Below are 19,796 nucleotides of genomic sequence, written 5' to 3' on the forward strand. Positions count from 1 at the left end.
TGAAGCAAATTTGAAGTTCTGTATAAATTAATCAAACAACCGTTTTTATGGATTGATTTTATTCAGCAAAATTAAGTGATGTCTTTATGTTTTCAATCTCTTGGGCAGGGGTGGAATAGGAAGTTGGAGTAAATAAAGAGTGGTTTTCTGTTGAATCAAAATACACCGTAATACAATGCCAGCCGTCACTAAAGTCGTAATGAACAGGGAATGTATTGACCTCGCAAATTTGTTTTACGATTGAAAGGCCCAAACCAATACTCTCTGTGGATTGATTGCTTTTCTTGAATCTTTTAAAAAGTTCCTGGGTGGGAATATCAGGAGGCAATCCTGTATTGCTGATCCTGAAGAATTTATGGGTCAGTGAAATTTCTATATTTCCATTTTTCACATTGTGCCGGATTGCATTGGATAAAAGATTGTTCAAAAGAATTTCTGCTAGTGCGGGATGGATTTTTATGTATACATCTTTTTCACAGTGCCTGTTCAGGGTGATGTTTTTTAATGCAATATGATCTGAATAAGCGTGGATGGTTTCTTTTTCCACCCGGCAGAATTTTAATTTCTCATGCGTGAGGAATTCCTGATTGTTAAGTTTTGTAAGCAGGATCAACGAGCGGTTGATTCTGGTAAGTTTATCTATGGAGTTTTGGATGTCGGTCAATAATGCCGCCTGTTTTGCATTGATTTCTGTTTCAGCTAAAAGCTCAACTTTGCTCTGTATGATTGCCAGAGGGGTTTGTACTTCATGAGACGCATTTTCACTGAATTCTTTAACGGAGGTGTAATCTTCAATGGCTTTATCGGTCATGAGCCTGAGAAACTCATTAAGTTTTTTAAATTCATTTGTGCTTGTTGAGAGTAACTGAAGAGGTTCCCGCTTCTGAATATTAAAATGATGAATATTATCTATAGCGTGATGGAAAGGCTTAAGTATATACCGGGATAATATTCTTGCGGTAATGAATACTATAGCTGTGATGAGTAATACTTTTAACAGTAATGCAGTGAGCATACCTTTCATGATCTGTTCTGTAGAAGTGATATAGCTATAAGAAGAGATCTTGTATGTTTTATTTGCGGCTGTGACAAATGTATTGATTTGTATTTTACATTCGTTACGAGAGGGACCATTATTATCCAGGCAGGTGTGGATAATTTCAGGGTTGGTAGGAATAATACCACTTCCTGTATAGGGTTTGATAGAAATGGGTAATCCCTGAGATGTTTTTTCAGGTGTTTCTCCTCTTTTTAGTTGGGCGGCTACATAATTATTTACTGATCTAAGTCGCTCTATTTCAACATTGTCCAATCTTTTTTTAATATTGGAATAAGAAATGTACATGCTAAGAGGAGTAACCAATAGTACAATGGCAATGAACCAGATCGATATTTTATTTAGTAAATTCATGAGCCGTTATATTTTGACGCATTAAACTTATAGCCCAGACCATAGATCGTTTCTACATAATCGTTACCCTGTGCAATTGCTATTTTCTTTCTGAGGTTTTTAACGTGCTGATAAACGAAGTCAAAGTTAGCTAAATTATCGGTATGATCTCCCCAAAGATGGTTAGCGATGGATTGTTTGGACAGGACCCTGTTTTTATTAACCAAAAAATAAAGCAATAGCTCAAATTCTTTCTGCGTGACATCTAATCTATTTTCATGGATGAAAACCTCAAAGGTATCGGTATTCAATAATATTTCATTAAAACGGACATCATTGTAACCATCCATTTTTTTCCTGCGATATACTGCTCTAAGTCTTGCGTGTAATTCAGGTAAATGAAACGGTTTTGTAATATAATCGTCGGCACCCTTTTCAAGGCCTTTGATTTTATCGTCCAATGCATCTTTAGCTGAAATAATTAATATGCCGCTGTTGATTTTTTCACTTTTAATATGATTGAGGAGGTTTAGCCCATTTCCATCCGGGAGCATAATATCGAGTAACAAACAATCATAAGTATTGAAGCTCAGGCGTTCCAAAGCTTCATTATAATTATAGGCACATTCGCAGATGTAGTGCTCTTCTTCCAGATAATACGTCATGCTGTGGGCCAGTTCTTTATTATCTTCAATGATCAGGATTTTCATAGAACAGCAAAGTTAAATCTAAATTTTATATCAATTTTGAAGTTGTGTAAAATATTGTTTGCTAAGTGTTTAGTTTGTTTTATTTTCAGGAATAAAATAAAGGAAATACAATAAAAAAACTCCCCAAAAAGGGGAGTTTAACTAATATGGACTTTACAAAATGTTATTTTGTAAATAACATTTCTCTGTATTTTGTCATCGGCCAAAGCTCGTCGTCCACCATCATTTCAAGATTATCAGATGCATCTCTGATTACATCGAAAAGAGGTTTCACTTTGTTGCAATAATCTTCTGCCTGCTTTTGGCTGTCTGATACTGCTTTTGCTGCTTCTCTGGCTTTGATAAGATCTTCAACTCCTAATTTTATTACAGAAACATTTTCAGAAATATTAGTGATCAGGCTCATTTGTTCTTTTGCCAACGTTTTGAATTCTTTATCTCCGAAAATTTCTTTAAGACCTTTTACGTTTTCAATTAGTCTGTTCTGGTAATTTAATGCAGAAGGAATAATGTGGTTTCTTGCGATATCACTTAGAACTCTTGCTTCAATATCAATAACGGTAGAGTATTTTTCAAGTTTGATCTCATTTCTTGCTTCTACTTCTCTATGAGTAAACACTCCTATTTCTTCATAAAGAGCTAAGAACTTCTTATCCATTTCCTGCTTCAAAGCTTCCGGAGTGGTTTTTAAGTTGTTTAACCCTCTTTTCTTAGCTTCTTTTGCCCAGTCATCAGAATATCCGTCACCTTCAAACATGATATTTTTACATTGTTTGATGTATTCTCTTAATACGTTGAATATCGCTTCGTCTTTCTTTAATCCTCCTTCAATTAAAGCGTCAACTTCTTTTTTGAAATCATTTAACTGCTTTGCAGCGATCGTATTCATTACGGTCATAGATTCTGCACAGTTTGCAGAAGAACCTACAGCTCTGATCTCAAATTTATTTCCTGTAAATGCAAATGGTGAAGTTCTGTTTCTATCGGTATTGTCCAATAGGATTTCAGGAATTTTCCCAACAACATTTAATTTTAATTCTGTTTTTTCTTCAGGGGATAATTTACCGCTGGTTACTTTTTCCAATTCCTCCAATACTCTGAATAGCTGACTTCCGATAAATACGGAAATAATTGCAGGTGGAGCTTCATTAGCCCCTAATCTGTGGTCATTACTTGCAGAAGCGATACTTGCTCTTAAAAGATCTGCATATTCATGAACAGCTTTAATGGTATTAACAAAGAATGTTAAGAATTGCAGATTTTTCTTAGGGTTTTTCCCTGGGCTTAGTAGGTTTTCACCTGTATCTGTAGCCAATGACCAGTTATTGTGTTTTCCACTTCCGTTTACTCCGGCAAATGGTTTCTCGTGGAATAAAATATGAAAATGGTGTTTATGAGCCACTCTTGCCATAATATCCATCAATAAAGAATTGTGGTCTACAGCAACGTTTACTTCTTCAAACATCGGAGCCAGCTCGAATTGATTAGGAGCTACTTCGTTGTGTCTAGTTGTTACAGGAATTCCCAATTTCATACACTCTATTTCCAACTCTTTCATGAAGTTCATTACTCTTGTCGGAATAGACCCGAAATAGTGGTCATCCAGCTGTTGTCCTTTTGCCGGTGAGTGTCCAAGTAAAGTTTTACCTGTCAATACAAGATCGGGACGCGATTGATACAATGCCGAATCCACTAAGAAATATTCCTGTTCCCATCCTAAAGTAGGAGTTACTTTTGTTACATTTTTGTCAAAATACTGCATTACGTTAGTTGCAGCTTCGTCTACAGCATTCAGAGCTCTTAGAAGAGGAGCTTTATAATCCAGTGTTTCTCCCGTATAAGAAATAAAGATCGAAGGAATACAAAGTGTAGTTCCCATGATGAAAGCCGGTGATGTAGGATCCCAGGCTGTGTAACCTCTTGCTTCGAAAGTATTTCTGATTCCTCCGTTCGGGAAAGAAGAAGCATCCGGCTCTTGTTGGATAAGCAGGTTTCCGCTGAATCTTTCAATGGCTCTTCCCCCTTCGATTGGAGTGAAGAATGAATCGTGCTTTTCAGCAGTTGATCCTGTTAAAGGTTGAAACCAGTGTGTGTAGTGTGTTGCCCCTTTGCTCATTGCCCAGTCTTTCATAGCTACCGCTACCTGATCTGCAATGTGTCGTTGAATTTTAGTTCCTTTTTTAATAGCATCCATAATAGATGTGAATGCTTCTTTCGTCAAATACTCTCTCATGGTTTCTTCTGAGAAAACATTTTGACAGAATAATTCAGACAATTTTGCAGGAACTTCAATGGAGTTATCCTTTCTGAAGTCCTTGAATGGTAATGTTTCTAACGCTTTGAATCTTAAAGTTGACATAATAGGGTTAATTTTTACAGGGCAAATTTACAAAAAAAATGAATTGAAAATGTTTTAACCCTTATTTTTTTAGGGGGTGTTTGTAAAATTTATAAAAATTAACAGAAAAATAGGTGTCTTGAATGGAAGGATTTCAAATAGGAAGGGAAAATGAAATCAAATATTTTATAACTCAAAGATATGAATACTTTACTATTATATAGGATACAAAAATGTATACAATTTAACCTCCTTGTTAAAAGATACTTAAAATGATTTGCAGTGTAATTTTGTATATTTGTGTGAAATTTATTTTATGACAAATTCTAGAGCAAGAGAAACAACAGAGGCTATTGAAAGACTATACATCTCTATGAGACATTTATTCTATAGAGGATTTTTCAAGCCAGGAGGTGTTTCGGGAGAAAGTATAAGAAGTTTGTTAAAAACAATCAATCCTGAAATTTATGGTACCATGAATGTTCCGAATAAACTGGAGCTTGATGGTTTGATGTATGTTTTAGACAGGCTTCCTGAAGGAATTGAGGAGTGTGCTTTTATTCATCTTACATCAGATGAGGGTTTTGATAAAGGTAGTTTCGAGCCTATTGTTCCCAAAAAGAGAAGAAGAAACTGTTATAGAATTGATGAACACCAAATGAATATTGAAGTTCTTTTGGGACGTTCAGAGATCTATGATATTCTTACTCACTTAACATTCTTATTTATAGAAGCGGATAAAATCCGTAATCTGGCATTTATTCAGGATGAAAACTGGAAGCCGACACGTGCCTTTAAAATTATTGAAGAGGTAGTAAAAGGAGAAAAGAAATTCAGCAGAAAAGAAAAGGAAGTTGCACTTATTCATCTTTCTTCTCTGATCGGAAGAACTTTTGAAGAAACATTAAAAGCGTATAATACTTTTGGAGATGATGAAAATCCTGACCGTTTATTCAAAATCATCTATAACTTAGGAAAGGTAAGTTTAGAAGATGCTAAGCAGAGCAGAGAAAGAGAAATCCACTTCAGTGCTATATTGAAAGAAAGAGTAGGGCATCATTATTTTGGAGAAAAATGGGCAAATAAAGTAAAAGAAGTTTTGTATGATAACGGGCTTCACATGCGTCCCTTACATATAATCTCAGCAAACATGCATTCTGTGAAAAATATGCTGTATGCTAATGATGCACTTAAGAAGAAAGACCATAAGGAAGTTGATTATAAACTGTATGGTGAAATTTCCGATAAGAAAGATCTTCGAGATAAAGTTTCAAAATATGCGGCAGACCAGGGACTTATATATATCGATGACAAGAGTGGTAGTAATATAGATGTTCAGATCATTGATCTAAGTAAAACTGATCTTAAAAATACTCCATTCGGACATATAAAATATTCAGGAGATGATGTAATCATGGTTTTTGATTATGCCTTCGGAGAACAGGCTTTTGAGGTAATGGATGAGCTTTTAAGGCCTTTCGAACACAAAGGGGAAGTCTATATGATGAAAGTAAAATCCGTATCCATTATGGGTAAAGCCGGAATTCTAAACGGAGGTAAGGGAGATATTATGATTCCTACTTCTCATATTTTTGAAGGAACAGCTGATAATTATCCTTTTGAAAATGCTTTAAAACTGGATGATTTTAAGGATGATGAATTGAAAGCGTTTGAGGGAGCTATGATTACGGTTTTAGGGACTTCGCTTCAGAACAGGGATATTTTATCTTATTTCATGAATACCTCCTGGAAAGCTATCGGTCTTGAAATGGAAGGGGCTCATTATCAAAAAGCCATACAGGTGGCATCAAAGATCAGACATCATATTGCACCGGACCTTTTTGTTTGTTATGCATATTATGCTTCGGATAATCCTTTAGAAACGGGAAGTACTCTTTCTTCAGGAGGTTTAGGACTTACAGGTGTAAAACCAACCTATCTCATTACCCTGAAAATTCTTGAAAAGATTTTACTAAGTGGAAAAAAAGAAGTTACTTCTAAAAAATAATCTACTTTAAATTATATAAGCCTCGAGTATAAAACTCGAGGTTTTCTATTTTTAAATACCAATGCCATTGATGTTTTTCACTAACAGCAAGTACACTACTTGTGGATCAAAAAATTGGATTATCTCCAAATCTGCAAGAACTGAGAACATGAAATTAATTAACTTTAAAAAAATAAAATGAAAAGCATGAGCTCAGCCATACAATTATCAAAAAGATTCAGAGAAGTTATGCTTGACGGTCTCTGGATCGCCAATACCAATTTTAAAGATCAGCTTTCTGATGTAACCTGGGAACAGGCGATAACAAAAATCGGTTCTTTGAATACGATCGCAATGCTGGCATTCCATATCGATTATTATATTGCTGGTGTCTTACAGGTTTTTGAAGGAGGAGTGCTTGAAATAAAAGATAAATTTAGTTTTGACTTACCGCCGGTAGAGTCTCAGGAGCAATGGGAGAAAATCCTTAATAAACTTTGGTCAGATTCGGAAAGATTTGCCGAGCTACTTGAACAAATGTCGGACAATAAGCTTAGTGAAGTTTTTGTAGACGAAAAATACGGAACTTATCAAAGAAATATAGATGGAATGATTGAGCATTGTTATTATCATTTAGGGCAAATCACTTTGATTAAAAAAATGATTACCTATCCATAAACTAAAGAACTCTGATTTTGTTATGAGATCCTTAGACAGCATCTCAAATTCCAAATAACTCCACTTTTTTGAGGGTTTTGGATAAAATACCTACCTTTAAAAAAAATAATTTTTAAATGAAAAAGTCGATTGCAATCATTTTTGCGTTTGTCATTTCACAATTTCATGCCCAGCAGAATCCTTATTATCAGCAGGCTGCGAAGTACAAGATGGATATTGATGTTAATGCAGAAAAATTTACTTACCAGGGAAATCAAACATTAGAATACACAAATAACTCGCCGGACGAGCTGAATGTAGTGTATTTCCACTTATACTGGAATGCTTTTAAACCTAATTCAATGATGGATCAAAGAGTAGCTAGTCAAGGTAAAAATGGTGATTCAAGATTGCAGAGAGGAGGAATTTCAAGACTGGCCTCGATTCCTAAGGATCAGGAAGGGGCGCAAAATATACACTGGATCAAGCAAAATGGCAAAGATCTTAAGTTTGAAATTCAGGAAACCATTATGAAGGTTTATCTGAATGAGCCTATTAAACCCAATTCCAAAACATCATTTACGATGGAGTGGGACGCTGTAATACCTCAACAAATCAGAAGAAGCGGAAGAAACAATGAAGAGGGAATTGATATGACCATGACCCAATGGTACCCGAAAATTTCTGAATATGACTATGACGGATGGGCAACTTTCGACTATATAGGGAGAGAATTTCATGCCCCGTTCTCTGATTTTGACGTTACTATTAAAATTGATAAAGATTATGTAGTAGGAGCCGGAGGAATTCTTCAAAACCCAGGTGAAGTGAAGGGTTATGATGCGAATGCGAAGATCAAGACAGAGAAAAATAAAAAGGCAAGCTGGAGGTGGACAGCTAAAAATATCCTGGACTTTGCCTGGAGTGCGGACAGAGACTATGTAGTTAATAGCTTTGATGTTCCTAATGGACCTAAAGTGTATCTGGTTTATCAAAAAAATGATAAAACCAAAGTCTGGGAACAGGCGCAACCTTATGTTACCAAATATTTTGAGATCATGAATTCTCATTTTGGAAAGTATGCTTATCCTACCTATGCCTTTATCCAGGGTGGTGATGGTGGAATGGAGTATGGAATGTGTACCATGATCTTAGGCGAATCAAAAGATATTGAAGACCTGATGGGGCTTATGACACATGAAGGTTCCCATTCTTGGTATCAACAAATGCTGGCGACCAACGAATCTATGAAACCATGGATGGATGAAGGATTTACCAGTTATGCTGAGGGATACGTAATGTATCAGTTGTTTCCACCTAAAGATAAGCTGCCTAATCCTTTTGTTGATAGGTTGACAGCTTACCGGAATTTTGTGAAAAAAGGAATTGAAGAACCAGCAGTATGGTTAGGAGATCACCATGACAATGGTACTTCCTATACTTATGCTTCCTATGTAAAAGGAGAATTATATCTTGTTGAGTTAGGGTATATTGTTGGAGAGGAAAATCTTGCCAAAATTTTGAAGGAATATTTTGACAACTGGAGTTTAAAGCATCCTTCAGACCGGGACTTTCTTCATATTGCACAGAAAGTATCCGGGATGGATTTAAAGTGGTTCCATCATTACTGGATCAATACAACCAAAACCATTGATTATGGGATTAAAGATGTAAAATATGATGCAAAATCCACAATGATTACATTGGTGAATAACGGACAGGTTCCAATGCCTGTTGATTTTAGTGTAATGACAAAAGATAAGAAAATTGTTACTTATCAGATTCCGACAAATCTTACTCGTACATGGAAACAGAAAGATGCATACGGAGATTTTAAGACCATGAATTACTGGCCATGGACACAAAAGGAATATACATTAACAATACCTTATTCTCAATCTCAGTTGCAGGTTTTGGGGATCGATTTCAGTCAGAGATTAGCTGACGTAAATATGGCAGATAACTTTGTTGAAGTAAAATAAAATAAAAAAGGAGTATGAAAATACTCCTTTTTTATTTGTCTTAATCGGGTGAGCATGCAGCGGGTATAATGCAGTTGGGAGTAGCACATGGGTTAGCAGGACATCTCGTTCCCGGACATATTGCCGGAACACTGCTTCCGGGAACTGGGCAGTTTACATTTCCCCCGTGGATTGTTTTAAGAGCATGCCTTGAAATTCTTTTGAAGTTTTTCATAGTAGTGGTTTTAAATGAGTTGATATTTCAAATGTACCTTAAAACCTACATGCCCGATAGAATGAATTGATAAGTGTCTTCTTTATTTTTATAAGTGTAGCGGCAGACTTAATAAATGAAATGATTTGCAAACACTGATTTTAAATTAATAGGTAGTTTCATAGAACTTTTCACCATAAAGCCTTATTTTTACACTCATTTTCAAACCCATTTAGTTAAAATAAATGAACTCTATTGTTATAAATATTGGAAACAGCAATATAAGATTTGGTCTTTTTGATGATGACAACTGTGATATTTCATGGGTGATTAATACAAAGCCTTACAGAACCGCTGATGAATTGTATGTCCAGATGCTGATGTTGTATCAGACCTATAAGATTGAACCGGGCGCAATACAAAATGTGATTATTGGTTCAGTAGTTCCTCAGCTTACTAAAGTAATGAGCTCTGCCATTAAAAAAATACACGGAATTTCCCCTGTTATTGTTGATAGAAATACTCCTTCCGGAGTTCAGGCAAAATCCAAACAAATGGGAACAGATATCTATGCTAATTTGGTAGCAGCACATAATATGTACCCTGGCCGTAAGAAGATTATTATAGATTTCGGTACCGCACTTACAGCAAGTTGTGTTACTGAGACCGGTGAAACGCTGGGTGTGATTATTGCGCCGGGAATTGTTACCTCGCTAAACTCTCTCATCAGCCAGACTGCCCAATTGCCGGAAATAGAACTTAAAAAACCAAAATCTGTTTTAGGGCTTGATACTGTAACCTGTATGCAGAGCGGAATGGTTTATGGTTTCCTGGGAATGGTGGAAGGATTTATAGATCGTATTAATGAAGAGGTGAATGATGATTGTTTCGTCATTGCGACCGGTGGTGTTTCTCATGTGTATAAGCCTTTAACCAATAAAATACATATTACGGACAGACTTCATACTTTAAAGGGACTTTATTTTTTAGGTAAAGATCAATCATGAAAAAATTTCCTGTAATAGAAACAAAAAGACTGATTCTTTCACAGCTGGAAGAAGGCGATATTCCTTTAATTGTCGAATATCTTCAGGATAAAGTTTTTTCAGAGCTCACCTCTAATATTCCTTATCCTTACACTGAAAAGGATGCTGAATTCTGGTTGAAAATTTCAAAAGAAGCTTTTGAAAATAAATCAGGGTTCACTTTTGCGATCCGAAATAAAGAACATAGGATTATTGGAGCTATAGGACTTCATGACAGAGGAGATGATAAAGCTGAATTGGGCTATTGGCTGGCTGTCCCGTTCTGGAATAAAGGATACGTAACAGAAGCGGCTTCTGCAGTGGTTGAGTATGGATTTAAAGAGCTTGGATTTAACAAGATTTTTGCCACTCATTTTTTCCACAATCCGTCATCCGGAAGGATTATGCAAAAAATAGGAATGGAGCAGGAGGCCATACTAAAACAGCATCTTAAAAAAGACGGGCAGTACTTTGACATTCCCGTGTATTCCATTTTTAGGAACAAATAGTTTTTCAATATCTTAGGTGTAGGTTTTAACTTCACCAACTTATACCATGAAAAAGCTGATTATCTTATTTCTGCTCACCAATGCTATCTTTTCTACTGCACAGACCAAAGTTTCCGGATCTTATCACGTAGATTCTGGAAATCCTGATGACGGAGGCTATAATTGGATACTTTTGGAAAACCACCGCTTTGTGATGGCTACATTTGGGCAGGTTATTCTTGGAACATGGAGTATGGATAATGATAGTATCATTTCTTTTATCCCTTCTACACCTAAATATCCTTTTGATGTGTACGGAAGATATGATGCTGGCCAAAAAGGAACTAAAGTTATGTTTGATAACTTTGAGAGGGATACCAAAATTTATATGGGAAATTCCGAACAGGGCATCCAGCCTGTGTTAAATGATGATGCTAACTGTTTTTCTTATCCAATGGTAAAAGAGTTTGGTAGTAATTTTAAAGATATTATCCTTTCTGTGGCATTGTTTGATCAGGCTAAAGACTTACACTATGTAGCAGAAAATAAAAGGTATAATAATTTTATTGTTATGTATTATTCATCTGCTGTAAGGCAAAAACCGTTTACGGCAAAATTTAAAGAAGGAAGATTATATTTCAGAAGTGAGGATCGCCCTTCTTCTCTCAAAAAAGATCTTCAGCCGGCAGAACTGAAAGAAATGGAGACGTTTATTAATGGAGGGGTGTCCGGCTTTTCAAAAGAATCTATCATCAGTAATCTGGCTTATAATATTGAGGCATATGGGCCTGGAGAAAGATCAATGCAGGAGGACTTTGATGAGGAGTCCTATCTTAATTACAACTATAACTACGATGCTTCCAAAGAGGTCTATACGGCAAAACACCCCGAGGGAGCGTCAGAAGATGATGAATACCATAATCTTGATACAATGTATAAGTATCATAGAATGGAACTTAAACCACAACAAAAATCATATAAGAAAATTGAAAAGAGTATTTTTAGTATAACCTGTAAGGATTAATCTTATCTCTTTGATCTGAAAAACTCTTTAACGATTGCCGAACATTCGTGTTCCATAATTCCTGTAACCACTTCAGTTTTGGGGTGGAGGCTGAGGTGTTTATTGATAAAGCCTCTTTGCTCGTCTCTTGCGCCAATAACTACCTTGGATATTTGTGACCAGGCCAGTGCCCCTGAACACATGACACAAGGCTCTAAAGTAACATACAGTGTGCAATTGATCAGGTATTTTCCTCCTAAAAAATTTGCTGCAGACGTAATCGCCTGCATTTCTGCATGAGCCGTTACATCATTAAGGGTTTCGGTTAAATTATGTGCCCTTGCAATAACACGGTTATTGGAAACGACTACACAGCCGATCGGAACCTCATCTTTTTCGAAAGCCAGCTCTGCTTCCTGGAAAGCCATCTTCATAAAGTATTCGTCAGTAAACATATAATTAAAATTGAATTGTTAGGGGAAGACGCATCCTGTATCTTACAGTGTAACCATCAATCCTTGCTGGTTCCCATGTGCCATCAGACAAATATACCGCAAGTTCAGCTTGTTTATTAAAATCCTCGTTATCACCGACTCCTTTTACTTCAACAATGGACCCATCTTTGTCAATAATAAAATTTACTATACAACTGATTTTTCCATCCGCATTAATAGTGCCAGCATAAAAATTATCTAAAATTTCCTGTTTAAACTGATTGATTCCTTTAGAATATTCTGCCACAATCTCTCCCTTTTCGTCTAACTTTTTAACAGAAGGGATATCAGATTTATGAGTAGATTCATAAAGTTTAATCCTCGTAAGCTCCTCTAAATACTCATTATTTCTTTTAAGTTCTAAGACTGAAATAGCAGCATTCTTTTTTACTATAAATTCATTCAACTGCTTCTTAGATAGTTTTTGGATAATAGAACTTTCGGATGCATTTTCTATTTTTTCAAATTCAGAAGCGTATTTATTTTTAATTATTCGAAGTCCTTCCGTCTGCTGAGAATAATAAAAAGAGAATAATAAAATTAGATAAAAAGTACAGTACTTCTTCACGTTATTCAATAGTCATAGTTAGTGGAAGTTTAAAACGATATCTAACGGGATCACCGTTGATGATTGCTGGAGAAAATTTTTCTGAAAGAGAATACAATGCAATCTGAGCCTGGCGATTAAAAGTGAAATTATCGCCCTGTGCTTCTACATTGCTGATAGTGCCATCCTTCTCCACGATAAAAGCAACATTGGCTTTTACTGTTTTCTCTTCTGAGAAAACTCCATCAATATAGAACAAATGGGCGACCTCTTGCCTCAGAGCATTAATACCGCCGGGATAATCTGCTGATTTGTCTGTAATGGGAAAGATTTCCGGAGCCTTTTCGGGGGGTGCCATTCTGTTTTCCAACCGGATTCTGCTGAGGTCTTCAGTATTTTTTACTCTTAATAGAGCTCCGATTAACGCAACATTTTCTATACTATCCATTTTTTTCATAAAAAAAATAAAATCCTGCTTAATGGCTGCTTTTTGAAAATTACCGGTTTCAGCATCAAACTTTTTTCTGAACTCAGTGTTCAGCATACTGCGATGCTGATTATAATAGTTTTTTACCTGCTTAAACTCTTCCCGTTGCTGAGAGAAGAATGTTGCAGAACAAAAACAGCATAATAACAGTAAAAAAGATTTCAAATTGTGGATATTTATGTAAAAATAGTCAAAAAAACTTAATTCAAAATGAACCTTTATTAGTCTTCCAGATAGCTGTTTAATGATTCTTTCAGATGATTGCGGATTTCATCAACTAAAGATTTAGGTTCAAGGACTTTTACCTCTTTTCCGTAAGAAAGGATTTCCTGCATAAAATCATAAGTAGGATGCAAAAAGAACTCAAAGTATATATCTTCAGGAGTTTCTTTAATCTCATTTTGAGATTGGTGAAGCGGAAAACTTTTGATATATTCTCCCTGATGACGTGAGCATTTCAATGTAATTTTCTGAGGTTTTTGTTCTGTTAAATTCATAACCCCGAATGCATTTTTAAAATATTCGCGGAAGTTATAACGATATTTTTCCCGGAATTTGGTCTTACTTACATCCAGATAATTGATCCGGTCGAGTCCAAACGATTTAAGTGCTTTATCATTGGTATCTATAGCAATGAGATACCATCTGCCTTTAGATTCTTTTAATGCTAAAGGGTGTGCCTTTCTTGATGTCATGACTTTATTTTTATAATTGTAATGTTCAAAAGAAACGACACGTTTATTACGAATGGCAAAGAAAAGATCATAGAAATGCTCTACACCCGTTGGTTTTCGGGATTCAAAAAAGATGTATCCTGAAAAATCCGGATGAACATTTAAAGCATTACTTACCTGAAAGGATTCCAGGAGTTTCTGGTTATACTCATCCACTTCCATCGTGGGACGGCTTTCTATATAATAACGGTTATCACCTTTCTTCTTATTATGGATAGAAAGGTTAAAAAGATCAGATATCTCACGGATATCCCTCTGAAGAGTACGGATGGAGTAACTCTTAATATCAGCGTCCTGAAATTCAAAAGAATTTAAAAGATAGTCTTCCAGCTGAGAATAGGTCGCAGGAGCACTTTCTAATTTTTTAATAATCAGAGCATATCTTGTTAAGTAAAAATCTTTTTTCATTCGGGTTAATTTTATTTAAAGCTTTCCAGTCAGTTATTTCAAATGGAACGCAAGCGTTTCACGGTTAAAGTTTTATAATACAAATATATGCTCTTAATGCGACAAAATATGTCGTATTTTTGTTTTTTTTAAATGAGTTTCTGTAATCATTTCTTTCTGAACGCTAAAAAGGTAAAAAGTTCCGGCTATCCAATAATGATGATTGGTGTTTAAAAGGTATTATGGAGCTGTGAGATTATCAGATAGCAACGGAACTTCATAACTAACAAGGTTTATAAATAAATATCGTCTTCGAGGTTCTCATTCTCAAAATCTTCTTTGAAAAAGAGCTCAATATCATTGAGATAGTTTTCATAATCTATCTCCACATTTTCGATGTCACTCCACTCTATAGTGTAGAGATCGGTATCAAAAATTATATCTGGATTGTGATTTTGTGTTTCCATGTCGTGTGTTTTAAAGATTGAACATATTTTAGGCTGTTCAGCATTAATTAATGTTGAATTCAATGGCTTTTGAAAGTTTTTAAAGATTGTTTTTTTGTGCCTTGGTCTATGATTCAAAAGTAGAAAGAGGGGACGACAAAACTTGACGTATTAAAAAAAATAACTCAAAAGAATTGAGCTATTTTTTAGATTAGGAGAAATCTTCAAGATCTATTTCATCGGCAATCAGCATACTAATGTCCATTTCTGAAAGCATTGATTTAAGTTTGATTCCTCCGGGTTTTAGGTCCGCATCGGAAAGGATATACCACCACACTTTTTGAACAAAATCATTGAAGTCTATTTCCTTGGTATACTGCAGTCCTTTTTTTTGTGCTGTTATGGTAAGTATCTGTTTTGTGATATCCCTGCAATCATTCATTTTCCCTTCGTGAGGTGCTAAAACCTGAATTACACAGTTTTGTGCATCATACAGAAGGTTGGCTGCAATTTTTATCTGGTTTTTCTTTGTGTTAAAACCTCTTTCATCACTGTATTTAGCTGCCAGGATTTTACTTCTGAATCCTGCAATTTCAGAAACCTCACTGATATTATTATGGGAAAAAATCTCTTCTACAGACTTTAGCCATGATAATGTTTTTTCAATAAAGAAAGGTTCCTTTTTTTCTAATGCAGTAACGATCAAAGGAAACTCCTGAAGATTATCCTTTAACTGGGAAACCAGAATGAATTGTGATTTCTTTACCATATTATTCAGGAATTAAGGTTTCTATAATATTTCCGTTAATGTCTTCATACCTGGACCATTCCATACCAGCCTCACTTACGCTCATTTTAGCATAGATCAGGCATTTGGCATCCAGTTCCATCAGTCTACTTGCTTCCACAATAATTTCGTAATCGTCGATCTTTTCTATGATTTTCCTTGCTTCCCGAACAACTCTGTTCAGGATACTCTGCTGGAAAAACTGAGGGTCTGTTTGCCTCCAGCTGAAATTGGGCAACGATTGACAGAATTCCAGTGTATATTTGGGAATTGGATCAAAATATTGTATTTGTGAATCGGTAATGATAGAAGTATTATCGTCTTGTATTTTTTTGATAGCATCATTATAATAAACTTCAAGATCCACCAGAAAAGCCCTTAGGCTTTGATCGCTTTTAATATCGGAAGGATTGTAATTGGTCTTAGCTATTTTAATAATCTCGTCGTATGCAAAATCTCTAAAGGCCATGATGGGTGAATTGCCTGCCGTAGCGAAAGGTATTGTAAGATCCACAGTTCCGACTTTCATTCTTGGAATGGAAAAATGTTTCAGTAGGTCGTCTTGTGCGTATTCTTTTGCAATCTGTACTGTTTTGAGGTCTGCCATTTTTCTGGCAGAAGCAATTTCAGAAACAATTCCTCCCAAATATTCATTCAATTTTGGCATAATAAGTTTTTTATATTTAAAAGTTTAAAAGAGATGGCTGCCCGGGCAGCCATCTGAATAAATGAGATTAAGCAGTTGGTGCAGCAGCATTAGCTACAATAGCATCTTCCAGCATATCCATAATCTTTGCAAGACCGGCGGGTAGTTCATCATTTACAGCTTTTACATGTACTCCCAACGTATATGTTTTTTCTGTGGTAGAAGTACTTGAAGTGGTCTTCTTATAAGCAGCTGAAGCGTTGAATTTTACTTTCCAGATTTTTGCACTTATGGATGCACTTCCGGAAAACTCACTTGAAGCAGACTGTGTTTCTACTGAATTTAATTTTGCGTTAAAATCAATGGTCATTTCATCGATTCTCAAAGCCGGAATCGTAAGCATGGAAAGAAAAGGCACCTGTAAGGTAACTTCAGACTGTGTCACCGTATCATTTGCACCAGGTACGGATTTCTTATATTTGAAATCTACATATCTTAGCTCTTTTGCTTTAGGGTGTCCTTCCGGATAGAACCCGACTTCTTTGATGAAATCCACTTGTGAAATAGAGGCATCATGTTGAGCTTTAATGGCTGCTTGCATCGGTCCTCCGATATAAACACTGAAATCCAAACTGTTTAATTCTTGTACTAAATTTGCCATAATTTAAAATTGTTAAGGTTATTAATTGGTTAATAATATATAGTAGTGCTAGCAGACTAATATTCTATAGGTAATACATATCCTGGCTCAGTTTTCATAAACTGAAACTAAAAACGGATTAAAATTAATAGGGATATTTTAGGGGTGAAGCAGGTTGTTTGCTTGGTTTCCCTGGTTATTTTGTTATTTCAAAGATAATTAGTTGTGGCGTCAAAACTCGTCGTGTTATAAAATATTTCTGTTGAGAACAAATATTTATCTATATAAGCTTTAAAGCTTATTATCACATCATATAAGCTTAAAAGCTTATATTTTGTTTTTAATGAGCTTCTGTACAATTTGATTTAATGTTTCTCTGTTATCATCAATATAGCTCAATCCAGCCTGGATCAGATTTTCAATATTCGAACGTCTTACGTTATCCATAGCCGGAGATGCATTCTTTAATGAAGGATTGATACGATAATAATTTTTTTGATTTCTTAACCCTAATGTCTGAAACATCTGACATAACTGATAATCTACGGTTTCTGCATTCGCAGACATCAGAATGTCAATTATAGGAGTTACCCAGCCGATTTTTCCTGCTTTTTCCAGTTTTTTGAAAGAATAACTTCGGGATTCAATCCCGGTCCCTATTGATACGATAATCATATCATTAACAGTGGGATGGTTGGCTTTCTGGTGATTTTTCAATACTTCGGCAAAAGGAATTTTTCTTGCTTCGGCATACGCACAAAGTGCAGGATTGTTGGCGAACATCCCTCCGTCAATAAGGCTGAAAAGCTGTCCGTACATCGATTTTATCTGGACCGGACTAAAATAGGTGGGTGCCGCCGAAGTTGCCCTGCAAACATCTTTTACATAAAAATTATCAGTACTTAGGCTGGCTTCCCATGAATTAAAAAGTTTAGCTCTTCTGTTTTCTATATCATAGCTGGTAATTAAGCATGGTTTTATCAATTCCTTTAATTCAAGATGTCCAAAAAAATCATTCAGATTTTTCTCAAGTGCTTCCTGAGAAATCTTCTCATTAATCAATCCAAAAGGGTTTACAAGTTTCTCCCAAAAAGAAACCTGGAATATGTTACCCCCCTTTTCAGCATACAGCTCTAACCCCTTTTGAATAGAGTATTTGGCTTTTCGATGTTCATCGGGACATAAAATAATTGAAGCGATTAGTCCTCCCGTGCTGCTTCCTGCTACCAAATCAAAATAATCTCCAAGTTTTGCATTGGGCTTATCATAATATTGGAGCTGCTCTTCTATATAGCGTAAAATAATACAGGTGATAATGCCTCTTATTCCGCCGCCGTCTAAAGAAAGAATGGTTGTCTTTTTCATTTGTTGATATTAATTGTTAATAGAACACTTACAATCTTTAATATTCAAAACCATGGGTCATTCTTCGGGATAAAACAATTTTTTTTATCATGCAGACTTTGTTTGCTTTTGTTGTTTTCTTGTAAAGTAAAGATAGGCGGAGAAAGCGACAGAACTTGTCGTATTATAATTATTTTCAATAAAAAAGATTAAAAAATAATATATCCGGCTTTGTCCCTTGCCATTTTAGAAAGGGTTTTCCAGGTGGTTTTTACAAGCCCTTTTTGGGTTGGAAAATTCTTTTTTTCGAAGTGAGGAAGGTCTTTAAACGTTTTCCAGTTTCCTCCCCAATCCCAGCCGTGCTTCGCGAAAATTTTGACACATTCATACCAGTCTGCTACTCCGTCATTATCCCAGTCTTTTGCAGTGTCCCAGCTTGCTGTTTTCCCATCTATCATCAAACAAATATCCACCGCCAAACCATAATTGTGGATGCTTTGTCCGGCTTTGGCATTGGTCACTTTTTTTCCGGAGGTAATTCGTCCTATTGCATAGAGCTTTTCCTGTTCTTCAAAGGACCGTAAACCTTGCGTAATTCTTACTTTTGCTCTTCCGGTGAGGGCTTCGTCACATTCTTTAATGATTTGCTTTACTTCCGCTCTTACCAGAGGGTGAAGTTTTTCTATTCTTTCTAAGGTCACTTTATCCATAATTACAAAATTTAGTCTTTTTAGAAAACAAAAGTAGATATGGATAGCGCCAAAACTTGACGTATATTAGAATGAATTCAACGGGTGTGGAATTAAGTTTTGCAATACAGTTTATAGCCTGTTTCCATCTCTGCCTGTGACTGAGAGATGATTTTTTAGATGCGTAAATAGATAAAAGATAATGATTTAGGATTTTTTCTCATATTTCCAATTTCTTCCTTTACCTTCTTCTATCCATTCAAGAGCTTGTTCTATCCTTTTATTTCTTGTAGCTTCAGTTTTTGCTTCGGTAATCCAATTGATATACTCTTTTCTAAAAGATGGAGATTTTGATTCAAATACTTTTAAAGCATTTTTATTTTGCTGTAAAGCTTTATTGAAATAATCGGGAATTTCAGTTTCTGTTTTTGTTGGAAGTGCTTTTTTCATGGTTACTCCCATATCTGTTAGTTCCATAGCCTCAAGAATGGCTTTTTTCAAGAGAGCTTTTGAAGGGAGTTCTTCTATTTTAGTAATCTTACCTAAGCTAAACATCGAAGTTTTCTCAGCTGTCGTTTCCAGTTCTGCAATGGTTTTCATTTCCCCGTGAAGCCAAAATCCAAGGCTGCAATATTGTTTGAATGAAGTAATGGAACAAAGTATTTTGCCTTTGTACATAAAAGTAGGAAATTTCCATTTGATCGCCTCTTCTGCATCAGGGCAAAACTCATGAACCGTTTCCCGAAGGTAGCGTAAGATGGGTTTTGCAAAATCGGGGGATTTTTCGATATATTCATCAACCTGTGCGCTGTATTTTTTCAT

21 protein-coding genes are annotated in these 19,796 nt (G+C 35.6%); 6 read left to right on the forward strand and 15 right to left on the reverse strand.

The features are described from left to right. Positions 1-58: 58 nt before the first annotated feature. From ACNFU2_RS14940 to ACNFU2_RS14950, 3 genes are all read right to left on the reverse strand, one after another. Entirely contained in the window at positions 59-1,411 is a 1,353-nt protein-coding gene (locus ACNFU2_RS14940; protein WP_273650380.1) for a sensor histidine kinase, read from the reverse strand. Continuing rightward, on the reverse strand, positions 1,408-2,100 hold the full coding sequence (locus ACNFU2_RS14945; RefSeq protein WP_172282069.1) for a response regulator transcription factor: 693 nt from the start codon (positions 2,098-2,100) through the stop codon (positions 1,408-1,410). The genes ACNFU2_RS14940 and ACNFU2_RS14945 overlap by 4 nt, the downstream gene beginning before the upstream one ends. 163 nt (positions 2,101-2,263) lie before the next feature. Next, positions 2,264-4,459: a glutamine synthetase III gene (locus ACNFU2_RS14950; RefSeq protein WP_273650381.1), complete on the reverse strand. Its 2,196-nt coding sequence runs from the start codon at positions 4,457-4,459 to the stop codon at positions 2,264-2,266. Positions 4,460-4,754: 295 nt separating this feature from the next. On the opposite strand from ACNFU2_RS14950, the gene ACNFU2_RS14955 reads away from it, so the two are divergent. The 3 genes from ACNFU2_RS14955 (at position 4,755) to ACNFU2_RS14965 (ending at position 9,064) form a co-directional block, all read left to right on the forward strand. After that, complete coding sequence (locus ACNFU2_RS14955) at positions 4,755-6,446, forward strand: DUF6909 family protein (protein ID WP_172282071.1); 1,692 nt, start codon at positions 4,755-4,757, stop codon at positions 6,444-6,446. A gap of 186 nt (positions 6,447-6,632) precedes the next feature. Continuing rightward, positions 6,633-7,103, forward strand: a complete 471-nt coding sequence (locus tag ACNFU2_RS14960) for a DUF1572 domain-containing protein (protein ID WP_273650382.1) — start codon at positions 6,633-6,635, stop codon at positions 7,101-7,103. 116 nt (positions 7,104-7,219) lie between these two features. Continuing rightward, positions 7,220-9,064 (forward strand): M1 family metallopeptidase, encoded by a 1,845-nt coding sequence (locus tag ACNFU2_RS14965; RefSeq protein ID WP_273650383.1) that lies wholly within the window; start codon positions 7,220-7,222, stop codon positions 9,062-9,064. Positions 9,065-9,104: 40 nt separating this feature from the next. Here ACNFU2_RS14965 and ACNFU2_RS14970 read toward each other — a convergent pair whose 3' ends face one another. Continuing rightward, positions 9,105-9,278, reverse strand: a complete 174-nt coding sequence (locus ACNFU2_RS14970) for a bacteriocin-like protein (RefSeq protein ID WP_172282075.1) — start codon at positions 9,276-9,278, stop codon at positions 9,105-9,107. A gap of 224 nt (positions 9,279-9,502) precedes the next feature. Between ACNFU2_RS14970 and ACNFU2_RS14975 the strand changes: the two genes are divergently transcribed. From ACNFU2_RS14975 to ACNFU2_RS14985, 3 genes are read left to right on the forward strand one after another with little or no spacing between them, the layout of a single operon-like run. Further along, entirely contained in the window at positions 9,503-10,264 is a 762-nt protein-coding gene (locus ACNFU2_RS14975) for a type III pantothenate kinase (RefSeq protein ID WP_172282076.1), read from the forward strand. Next, positions 10,261-10,791 carry a GNAT family N-acetyltransferase gene (locus tag ACNFU2_RS14980; RefSeq protein WP_306613368.1) on the forward strand — a complete coding sequence of 177 codons (531 nt, stop codon included), beginning with the start codon at positions 10,261-10,263 and terminating at the stop codon, positions 10,789-10,791. The genes ACNFU2_RS14975 and ACNFU2_RS14980 overlap by 4 nt, the downstream gene beginning before the upstream one ends. 46 nt (positions 10,792-10,837) lie before the next feature. After that, on the forward strand, positions 10,838-11,794 hold the full coding sequence (locus ACNFU2_RS14985; RefSeq protein WP_306613370.1) for a hypothetical protein: 957 nt from the start codon (positions 10,838-10,840) through the stop codon (positions 11,792-11,794). Between the two features lie 2 nt (positions 11,795-11,796). Here ACNFU2_RS14985 and ACNFU2_RS14990 read toward each other — a convergent pair whose 3' ends face one another. From ACNFU2_RS14990 to ACNFU2_RS15040, 11 genes are all read right to left on the reverse strand, one after another. Continuing rightward, positions 11,797-12,228, reverse strand: coding sequence for a nucleoside deaminase (locus tag ACNFU2_RS14990; RefSeq protein WP_273650386.1), 432 nt, complete (start codon positions 12,226-12,228; stop codon positions 11,797-11,799). A gap of 4 nt (positions 12,229-12,232) precedes the next feature. Then, positions 12,233-12,844, reverse strand: a complete 612-nt coding sequence (locus ACNFU2_RS14995) for an energy transducer TonB (RefSeq protein ID WP_306613372.1) — start codon at positions 12,842-12,844, stop codon at positions 12,233-12,235. Next, positions 12,837-13,466 (reverse strand): energy transducer TonB, encoded by a 630-nt coding sequence (locus tag ACNFU2_RS15000; RefSeq protein ID WP_306613374.1) that lies wholly within the window; start codon positions 13,464-13,466, stop codon positions 12,837-12,839. Before ACNFU2_RS15000 ends, ACNFU2_RS14995 begins: the two co-directional genes overlap by 8 nt. A gap of 56 nt (positions 13,467-13,522) precedes the next feature. Next, entirely contained in the window at positions 13,523-14,443 is a 921-nt protein-coding gene (locus ACNFU2_RS15005) for a helix-turn-helix transcriptional regulator (protein ID WP_306613375.1), read from the reverse strand. 272 nt (positions 14,444-14,715) lie between these two features. Next, a complete protein-coding gene (locus tag ACNFU2_RS15010) occupies positions 14,716-14,889 on the reverse strand; it encodes a hypothetical protein (protein ID WP_306613376.1) in 174 nt (57 codons plus the stop codon). A gap of 190 nt (positions 14,890-15,079) precedes the next feature. After that, a complete protein-coding gene (locus ACNFU2_RS15015; RefSeq protein WP_306613378.1) occupies positions 15,080-15,637 on the reverse strand; it encodes a hypothetical protein in 558 nt (185 codons plus the stop codon). A gap of 1 nt (position 15,638) precedes the next feature. After that, positions 15,639-16,322, reverse strand: a complete 684-nt coding sequence (locus ACNFU2_RS15020) for a hypothetical protein (RefSeq protein ID WP_306613379.1) — start codon at positions 16,320-16,322, stop codon at positions 15,639-15,641. 67 nt (positions 16,323-16,389) lie between these two features. Then, a complete protein-coding gene (locus tag ACNFU2_RS15025) occupies positions 16,390-16,962 on the reverse strand; it encodes a DUF2589 domain-containing protein (protein ID WP_172282092.1) in 573 nt (190 codons plus the stop codon). Positions 16,963-17,268: 306 nt separating this feature from the next. Beyond that, complete coding sequence (locus tag ACNFU2_RS15030; protein WP_273650390.1) at positions 17,269-18,306, reverse strand: patatin-like phospholipase family protein; 1,038 nt, start codon at positions 18,304-18,306, stop codon at positions 17,269-17,271. A 188-nt stretch (positions 18,307-18,494) separates the two neighbouring features. Next, positions 18,495-18,995, reverse strand: coding sequence for a M15 family metallopeptidase (locus tag ACNFU2_RS15035; protein ID WP_273650391.1), 501 nt, complete (start codon positions 18,993-18,995; stop codon positions 18,495-18,497). Positions 18,996-19,181: 186 nt separating this feature from the next. Then, positions 19,182-19,796 (reverse strand): YdeI/OmpD-associated family protein, encoded by a 615-nt coding sequence (locus ACNFU2_RS15040; RefSeq protein ID WP_273650392.1) that lies wholly within the window; start codon positions 19,794-19,796, stop codon positions 19,182-19,184.

This window comes from Chryseobacterium sp. PTM-20240506, assembly GCF_048296755.1.
GTDB lineage: Bacteria > Bacteroidota > Bacteroidia > Flavobacteriales > Weeksellaceae > Chryseobacterium > Chryseobacterium proteolyticum.

What these genes read in the sequence shown, in the direction of transcription:
- ACNFU2_RS14940 (WP_273650380.1), bottom strand. Translation starts at nt 1,411, where the DNA reads ATGAATTTACTAAATAAAATATCGATCTGGTTCATTGCCATTGTACTA.
- ACNFU2_RS14945 (WP_172282069.1), bottom strand. Translation starts at nt 2,100, where the DNA reads ATGAAAATCCTGATCATTGAAGATAATAAAGAACTGGCCCACAGCATG.
- ACNFU2_RS14950 (WP_273650381.1), bottom strand. Translation starts at nt 4,459, where the DNA reads ATGTCAACTTTAAGATTCAAAGCGTTAGAAACATTACCATTCAAGGAC.
- ACNFU2_RS14955 (WP_172282071.1), top strand. Translation starts at nt 4,755, where the DNA reads ATGACAAATTCTAGAGCAAGAGAAACAACAGAGGCTATTGAAAGACTA.
- ACNFU2_RS14960 (WP_273650382.1), top strand. Translation starts at nt 6,633, where the DNA reads ATGAGCTCAGCCATACAATTATCAAAAAGATTCAGAGAAGTTATGCTT.
- ACNFU2_RS14965 (WP_273650383.1), top strand. Translation starts at nt 7,220, where the DNA reads ATGAAAAAGTCGATTGCAATCATTTTTGCGTTTGTCATTTCACAATTT.
- ACNFU2_RS14970 (WP_172282075.1), bottom strand. Translation starts at nt 9,278, where the DNA reads ATGAAAAACTTCAAAAGAATTTCAAGGCATGCTCTTAAAACAATCCAC.
- ACNFU2_RS14975 (WP_172282076.1), top strand. Translation starts at nt 9,503, where the DNA reads ATGAACTCTATTGTTATAAATATTGGAAACAGCAATATAAGATTTGGT.
- ACNFU2_RS14980 (WP_306613368.1), top strand. Translation starts at nt 10,261, where the DNA reads ATGAAAAAATTTCCTGTAATAGAAACAAAAAGACTGATTCTTTCACAG.
- ACNFU2_RS14985 (WP_306613370.1), top strand. Translation starts at nt 10,838, where the DNA reads ATGAAAAAGCTGATTATCTTATTTCTGCTCACCAATGCTATCTTTTCT.
- ACNFU2_RS14990 (WP_273650386.1), bottom strand. Translation starts at nt 12,228, where the DNA reads ATGTTTACTGACGAATACTTTATGAAGATGGCTTTCCAGGAAGCAGAG.
- ACNFU2_RS15005 (WP_306613375.1), bottom strand. Translation starts at nt 14,443, where the DNA reads ATGAAAAAAGATTTTTACTTAACAAGATATGCTCTGATTATTAAAAAA.
- ACNFU2_RS15010 (WP_306613376.1), bottom strand. Translation starts at nt 14,889, where the DNA reads ATGGAAACACAAAATCACAATCCAGATATAATTTTTGATACCGATCTC.
- ACNFU2_RS15015 (WP_306613378.1), bottom strand. Translation starts at nt 15,637, where the DNA reads ATGGTAAAGAAATCACAATTCATTCTGGTTTCCCAGTTAAAGGATAAT.
- ACNFU2_RS15020 (WP_306613379.1), bottom strand. Translation starts at nt 16,322, where the DNA reads ATGCCAAAATTGAATGAATATTTGGGAGGAATTGTTTCTGAAATTGCT.
- ACNFU2_RS15025 (WP_172282092.1), bottom strand. Translation starts at nt 16,962, where the DNA reads ATGGCAAATTTAGTACAAGAATTAAACAGTTTGGATTTCAGTGTTTAT.
- ACNFU2_RS15030 (WP_273650390.1), bottom strand. Translation starts at nt 18,306, where the DNA reads ATGAAAAAGACAACCATTCTTTCTTTAGACGGCGGCGGAATAAGAGGC.
- ACNFU2_RS15035 (WP_273650391.1), bottom strand. Translation starts at nt 18,995, where the DNA reads ATGGATAAAGTGACCTTAGAAAGAATAGAAAAACTTCACCCTCTGGTA.
- ACNFU2_RS15040 (WP_273650392.1), bottom strand. Translation starts at nt 19,796, where the DNA reads ATGAAAAAATACAGCGCACAGGTTGATGAATATATCGAAAAATCCCCC.